Annotated in this window: 7 protein-coding genes; all 7 read right to left on the reverse strand. The window is 66.9% G+C overall.

Features of this window, described 5'->3' with window-relative positions; all coding sequences use genetic code 11:
* Positions 1-56 precede the first annotated feature (56 nt).
* From AC1DIO_RS34875 to ccoN, 7 genes are read right to left on the reverse strand one after another with little or no spacing between them, the layout of a single operon-like run.
* Positions 57-2,312 (reverse strand): cation-translocating P-type ATPase, encoded by a 2,256-nt coding sequence (locus AC1DIO_RS34875; RefSeq protein WP_476854910.1) that lies wholly within the window; start codon positions 2,310-2,312, stop codon positions 57-59.
* Positions 2,309-3,100, reverse strand: a complete 792-nt coding sequence (locus tag AC1DIO_RS34880; protein ID WP_476854912.1) for a DUF2189 domain-containing protein — start codon at positions 3,098-3,100, stop codon at positions 2,309-2,311. The genes AC1DIO_RS34875 and AC1DIO_RS34880 overlap by 4 nt, the downstream gene beginning before the upstream one ends.
* Before the next feature lie 25 nt (positions 3,101-3,125).
* Entirely contained in the window at positions 3,126-3,332 is a 207-nt protein-coding gene (locus AC1DIO_RS34885) for a hypothetical protein (RefSeq protein ID WP_441508155.1), read from the reverse strand.
* On the reverse strand, positions 3,329-4,207 hold the full coding sequence (gene ccoP / locus AC1DIO_RS34890; protein ID WP_476854911.1) for a cytochrome-c oxidase, cbb3-type subunit III: 879 nt from the start codon (positions 4,205-4,207) through the stop codon (positions 3,329-3,331). The genes AC1DIO_RS34885 and ccoP overlap by 4 nt, the downstream gene beginning before the upstream one ends.
* A gap of 3 nt (positions 4,208-4,210) precedes the next feature.
* On the reverse strand, positions 4,211-4,381 hold the full coding sequence (locus AC1DIO_RS34895) for a cbb3-type cytochrome c oxidase subunit 3 (protein ID WP_441508153.1): 171 nt from the start codon (positions 4,379-4,381) through the stop codon (positions 4,211-4,213).
* 4 nt (positions 4,382-4,385) lie between these two features.
* Positions 4,386-5,120 (reverse strand): cytochrome-c oxidase, cbb3-type subunit II, encoded by a 735-nt coding sequence (gene ccoO, locus AC1DIO_RS34900; RefSeq protein WP_441508152.1) that lies wholly within the window; start codon positions 5,118-5,120, stop codon positions 4,386-4,388.
* A 4-nt stretch (positions 5,121-5,124) separates the two neighbouring features.
* The gene (ccoN, locus tag AC1DIO_RS34905) at positions 5,125-6,786 is read right to left on the reverse strand and encodes a cytochrome-c oxidase, cbb3-type subunit I (RefSeq protein WP_476832784.1); all 1,662 of its coding nucleotides are present in this window, start codon (positions 6,784-6,786) and stop codon (positions 5,125-5,127) included.
* Between the last annotated feature and the right edge of the window lie 116 nt (positions 6,787-6,902).

Consider the following 6,902-nt stretch of genomic DNA (forward strand, 5'->3'; position numbering starts at 1 on the left):
GGCGAGCGCTGAGGCGCCGAGCAGGAGGGCCAGKGGCACGAGGAAGACGAGGCTGCTCATTGGCCCGGCTCCGCGGCCAGCCTCGGCTCTGCCGGCATCGCGTCGGCCGGGCGAGGGGATCCGGCCTTATCCACTTTGAGACGCAGCGCATTGGCGACGACGAGGACGGAGGAAAGCGACATGGCGAGCGCCGCGATCAGCGGGGTGACATAGCCCGCAATCGCGATCGGCAATGCGACGGCATTGTAGAGGATCGCGAGCGCAAAATTCTGCCGCACCAGCWGGGCGGAGCCGCGCGCGAGCTTGAGTGTGGTCGGGATCGCGTCGAGCCCGTCATGCAGRAAGACGAAATCGGCTGCATTGCGGCCGATATCGGCGGCCGAGGCCGGCGCAATCGAGACATGCGCCGCGGCGAGCGCGGGTGCATCGTTGAGGCCATCGCCGATCATCAGCACCTTGCGGCCCTGGGCCGCGAGGGCGGCGAGCCGCTCGACCTTCTGCGCCGGCAGCAACCCCGCGGCGACCGTGCCGATGCCSASCCTGGCGGCAATGCTGTGCACGGCGGCTTGCGTATCGCCGGAGAGCAGTGCGATTGCGATGTCCTCGTTGCGCAACGCAGCGATTGCGGCCTGCGCCTGCGGACGCAACGTCTCCTCGAACACGAAGCTGGCGAGCAACGTGCCGTCGCGGCTGAGCACAGTGCCAGCCTCCTGGCTGCCAGCGCCTGCGGCAAGCGCCCATTCGGCCCGACCGAGGCGGTAGAGTTGTCCCTGCAGCCACCCTTCGATGCCGAAACCGGGATATTCCCGAAGGTCCGACAGCGCGGGGCCGCCGGCCGGCGCTGCMGCRGYAATCGCGCGCGAGAGCGGATGGCTGGAGCGGCGGGCGATCTCGGCCGCGATCGCCAGATCCGCCGGGACAATGGCGCCGCCATTGACGAGGCGTGGCTGTCCGAGCGTCAGGGTGCCGGTCTTGTCGAAGGCTGCCATGTCGATCTCGGCCATGCGCTCGATCGCCGAGCCGTCCTTGACCATGATGCCATTCTCGAACAGGCGCCGCGACGCCATCACCTGCACGATCGGCACGGCGAGCCCGAGCGCGCAGGGACAGGTGATGATCAGCACGGCGATGGCGAYGGTGATCGCACGGTGCCAGTCGCCGGTTGCCAACATCCAGCCGAGAAAGGTGAGGAAGGCCGTGGCGTGAACCACCGGCGAATAGAGCGCGGCGGCCCGGTCGGCGATGCGTCGATAGCCGGCGCGCCCGCCCTCGGCAGCCTCCATCAGCCGGATCATCTCGGCGAGGAAGGAGGTCTCGGCCCCGGCGGTTGCGGCAATGGTCAGCGGACCGGAGAGGTTGAGCGTTCCCCCGCGCACAGGTGCACCCATGGCCACGGTGCGCGGCGCGCTCTCGCCGCTGACAATGGCGCAATYCAGTTCGGATGTTCCCTCCACGACCACGCCATCGACGGGAATGCGATCGCCCGCACTGAGCGCGACGCGCATGCCCGCCACGATCTCGGCAAGCGGAAGATAGTCGCGGCTGCCATCKGCCCGCAGCACSGTTGCGCCGCGCGGCGACAGGCGCATCAGGCCRCGCACCGCGGCACGCGCCTTCTCGCGCATGAGATGGTCRAGGGTCCGCCCGATCAGCAGGAAGAAGATCAGCGAGGTCGCAGCGTCGAAATAGGCATGCGGGCCGTCATGCAGCGTGTCGTAAAGGCTGAGACCGAAAGCGAGGCAGATGCCGATCGAGATCGGCACGTCCATATTGGTGCGGCCGTGGCGCAGCGCCGACCAGGCCGAGTCGAAGAAGACGCGGCCGGAATAGAKGAGGCAGGGCAGGGCCAGCGCGGCCGAAATCCAGTGGAAGGCGCTGCGGGTCTCCGGTTCGGCGCCGGACCAGACCGAGACCGAAAGCAGCATGATGTTCATCGAACAGAAGCCGGCGACTGCCAACGCCCGGATCAGGCGGGCGCGTTCCGGATCGGACCGGTCCGCCTCGCTCTCGAAGAGGTGGCCGGGATGGCCGAGCCGGGCCAGCGCCACGAACAGGTCGGGGGCCTCCTCGCCGCGCCACTTCACGGCGACGCGCCGGGTCGACAGGTTGACCCGGACGTGCTCGACACCGGCAATCTGCATCAGGCCGGTCTCGATCGTCCGGATGCAGGCCGCGCAGTGAACRTCGGGAACGGAGAGATCGGCCTGCCTGAGGCCGTCGCCCAGCTCGCGGCTGGCGAGCCGGATTTCCTGCCGGGCCGCGGAACCGTCGAACGTGCCGGAGACGTCGAACGGCGGCGCGCAGCAGCTCATCTGATCGCCCGATAGCTATGCCAGGTCGCGTGGCCGAGCAGCGGGAAGACGATGATCAGCCCGARCAGCCCGGTCGCCACACTCAGGAGGAAGAGCGCGAGCACGATCGCGCCCCAGGCGAGCATCACCGGCAGGTTGTTCCAGACCAGCGAGATGCTGGTGCCCATCGCGGTGAAGGCGTCGACCCTCTCGTCGAGCAGCATCGGGATCGCGAAGGTGCTGATGGCGAAGGAGAAGGCCGCGAACAGGCCGCCCGCCACCGTGCCTACCAGCAGCATCGCCCAGCCCTCCGGCGTCGAGACCAGCATGGCGAGGACATCCTTGAGACCGGGGAACGGCCGCAAGCCGAAGAACAGCGCATAGATGATTACCGCGGCCCGCATCCAGACCAGCATCAGCAGGCACAGGATGGCGCCGGTGTACCAGACCTGGCCGCCGGAGKCCGGCTTGACGAAGATCATGCGCGCGAGGCTGACGGCGCGGCCGGCCTCGATGTCGCGGCTCTTCTGGTAGAGGCCGATCGCCAGGATTGGCCCGACCACCATGAAGCCGGCGAGAGCGGGCAGCAGGATGTAGTCSAGTTCGTAGCGGAACAGCCCCCAGACGATGCCGAGCGACACCAGGAATACCGCCGCTCCATAGAGCAGGCTCGGCACGGGGCTGTGGCAGAGATCGCGCCAGCCTGCTCCGAGCCAGGCCAGGGCCGCGCCTGCCGGCAGGTTGCGCCGTCGCTGTGCGGCGAGGGGCAGCGGGATGTCCTGGCCGTTTTCGATCTGGCCGTTTTTGATCGTGCCCACGATGCTCCTCCCCGCTTCAGCAGGCCGGGCGGGCGGCACGAAACGTGCCTGCTTCGCCCGCCGATTTCGCATGCGGCACGCAGTCCGGCTGCGAACCGATGGCGACATAGACCAGATGCGCATTGGCGAAGGCGACGAGCGCGGCTCCTGCAATCAGCAGCGCCAGCCAGAGCGCCCGCCGGCTGCCGGGCCGCCGCGCTTGCCCGTTGGTTGCGGGGCTCATCGTGCGCCGTCCCGCAGCGTGCCGACATAGASCGCAAGCARCTTGATGTCGGTCGGCGASAGGCGGCCTTCCCAGCTCGGCATATGRCCCTGGCGCCCGTTATGGACACTGTCGAAGACCGATTGCGGATCGCYGCCATAGATCCAGTTGGCGTCGGTCAGGTCCGGCGCGCCGAGATCGTGCCGCCCCTTGCCGTCCTCGCCGTGGCAGGCGATGCAGGTCGTTGCAAACACCTGCTTGCCGGCGGGCACACGCGCCTGGTCCGCCTCCGAGAGCGGCTGCCCGGAAAGCGAGAGGACATRSGCGACGACGTTTGACRMCTGYTCGCGGTCRAGCATGCCATCGCGGCCGAAGGCCATCATCTGCGCGGCGCGCGTCTGCCCGCTTGTTCCATTGATTCCGACGCGGATGGTCTCGGCGATCGCCTCGGGCTCGCCGCCCCAGAGCCACGAGCCCGCGGCGAGATTGGGGAAGCCYGGTCCGCCCTTGCCATCGCTGCCGTGACAGACGGCGCAGTTGTCGCCGAACAGGGCCCGCCCGGTGTCGCGCACATGGCGCATCAGCGCGGGGTCGGCGGCGATCTCCGCGAACGAGGCGTTGGCGATGCGCTGGGTCCAGCCGGCGCGCTCGGCTGCCGCATCCTGGACCTGGCGGGCCACGATCTGGCGCTGGTCGTTGCCGAGCAGACCCTTCGTATAGGTCCAGCCGAGCGGCCAGGCCGGCATCAGCAGCCAATAGACCACMGCAAACAGCGTCGAGGCCGCCAGGAAGAACAGCACCACGCGCGGGATCGGCGTGTCGAGTTCCTCGATGCCGTTCCACTCGTGACCGGTCGTCAACTGTCCCGTGACGGGGTCCCGCTTCGCCTGGTCCATGTTTCAGTCCCCCGGCCTGTCGTCCTTGTCGAGAATGCTCTTCTTGGCGCGGTCGAAGCGGGCCCGGTTCGAGGGCCACAGAGCATAGATCAGCACGCCCGCYGCCAGCGCGATSAGGTAGAAAAGCCCCCAGCTCTTGGCGAAGCCGACGAGCGATTGATGATCGATGTCCATCGCCTCACCTTGCCGTGGCCGCCGTCTGCCGATGCGCCGCATCGGTCAGCCGGCCCAGGACCTGGAGATAAGCAACCACCGCGTCCATYTCCGTCAGGCGGCCTGGCTGCCCGTCGAACGCCCGCATGGTSGTGGCCTCGCCGTAGCGCTCGCTGACGCCGCTGGCATAGGGGCTGTCGGGGTGGGCCTGGCCATAGGCATCGGCGCTCGCATTCGCGATCATCGCATCGGTATAGGGCACGCCGACAACGCGCAGTGCGGCGAGGTGCTGGCCGAGATCCTCGGTYCGCAACTCGTTGCGCATCAGCCAGCCATATTTCGGCATGACCGATTGCGGCACCACCTCGCGCGGATTGATCAGATGCGCGACATGCCAGGCGTCGGAGTATTTGCCGCCGAGCCGCGCCAGGTCCGGGCCGGTGCGCTTCGAGCCCCACAGCATCGGATGATCGTATTTCGACTCGACCGCGAGCGAATAGGGTCCATAGCGTTCGACCTCGTCGCGCAGCGTGCGGATCATCTGGCTGTGGCAGGCATAGCAGCCCTCGCGGATATAGATGTTGCGCCCGGCCGTTTCGAGCGGTGTGTAGACGCGCATCTCGGGCGCGGTCTCGACCGTCTCGTGGATGGTGAAGAGCGGCGCGATCTCGACGAAGCCGCCGATCGCCGAGACGCCGATGATGGCCAGCACGAAGCCGATGGCGCTGCGTTCGAGCCTGCGATGGAAGAACTCGGCCATGGTCTCACTCCCCCGGCTGCAGCGCCGGCCCGGCCACTGGCAGGGCAGGCTGGTCGGGATCGGCCGCTTGCGGCGCAGTCCGCGCGCGCGCCATCCGGATYGTCATTCCGACATTGTAGGAGGCGACGATCGCCCCGAGCAGGAACAGCAGGCCTCCGACCGTTCGCGCGATGTAGTASGGATGCATCGCGACGACGCTGTCGATGAAGGAAAAGGCGAGCGTGCCGCTGGAGTTATAGGTGCGCCACATCAGGCCCTGGATGATGCCCGAGTTCCACATCGAGAAGACGTAGATGACGGTTCCCGACAGTGCGAGCCAGAAATGGACCTCGACCAGCTTGGGCGAATAGATCTGATCGACCTTCCACATCCACGGYACCAGCGCGTAGAGCGAGCCGAAGGTGATCATCGCCACCCAGCCGAGCGCGCCGGCATGGACATGGCCGACCGTCCAGTCGGTGTAGTGCGACAGCGAATTGACGGCCCGGATCGCCATGAACGAGCCTTCGAAGGTCGACAGGCCGTAGAAGACGGCGGCGACCATCATGAAGCGCAGCGTCGCATCGTCGCGAACCTTGTGCCAGGCACCGTTGAGGGTCGCCAGTGCATTGCCGGCCGAGGCCCAGGATGGCACCAGCAGCACGACCGAGAAGGTCATGCCCAGCGTCTGCACCCATTGCGGCAGGGCGGTGTAGTGCAGGTGGTGCGAGCCCGCCCACATATACATGAAGGTGATGCCCCAGAAGCTGATGATCGACAGCCGGTAGGAGAAGATCGGCCGGTCCGCCCGCTTGGGCAGGTAGTAGTACATCATCCCGAGGAAGCCCGAGGTCAGGAAGAAGGCGACCGCGTTGTGGCCGTACCACCACTGCGTCATCGCATCCTGCACGCCGGAGAACAGCGAATAGCTTTTCGCATGGCCGAACGAGACCGGCACGGCCAGGTTGTTGACGATGTGCAGCACCGCCACGACCAGGATGAAGGCCATGTAGTACCAGTTGGCGACGTAGATATGCGGCTCCTTCCGCCGCTGCAGGGTGCGGATATAGATCAGGAAGTAGACGACCCAGACGACGACCAGCCAGATGTCGGCATACCATTCGGGCTCGGCATATTCCTTGGACTGGGTCAGCCCCATCAGATAGCCGCTGGCGGCGATCACRCAGAACAGGTTGTAGCCSAGCAGCACGAACCASGGGCTGATCTGATCSGGCAGGCGGGCCCTCGTGGTGCGCTGCAGCACATGGAAGGAGGTGGCGATCAGCGCGTTKCCGCCGAAGCCGAAGATCACGCCTGAGGTATGGACGGGCCGAATGCGRCCGAAACTCGCCCAGGCGGCGTCGAAGGTCAGGTCGGGCCAGGCGAGGAGCGCGGCAACCCAGACCCCGAAAAACATGCCGACGACGCCCCAGGCGAGGGCRAGCACGATGCCAACCTTGGTYGGGTCATCRTAGTAGTGCGCCAGGCGCTCATCGGATGGCTCCGGCTCGAAATACTTCGACAGGACCAGGAAGACRCCGCCGAGCCCGCAGAGAAGGACGATGACGCCATGAACCCCCATGAGGTCGTCGTGCCCGGCGATCGCCATCACGAGCCCGCAGAAGGCGACAAGCGCTGATATCGTGATGGCACTCTGGCGTTCTGCGACAGTCAGCCCGGCAACCATTCGCTCTCCCCCCGGTCATCACACAGCGCGGCTCGCGGTGCTCGAGAGAGGGACCGGAAGGTCGAAATCCGGACCGCGTCAGCCAGTGAATACTTGTCGAGAGCCGCCAGATTGGT

This window comes from Allobosea sp. 05T439, from assembly GCF_056396005.1.

Coding starts and splice junctions, on each gene's coding strand:
- AC1DIO_RS34885 (WP_441508155.1), bottom strand. CDS start 3,332: ATGAGCCCCGCAACCAACGGGCAAGCGCGGCGGCCCGGCAGCCGGCGG.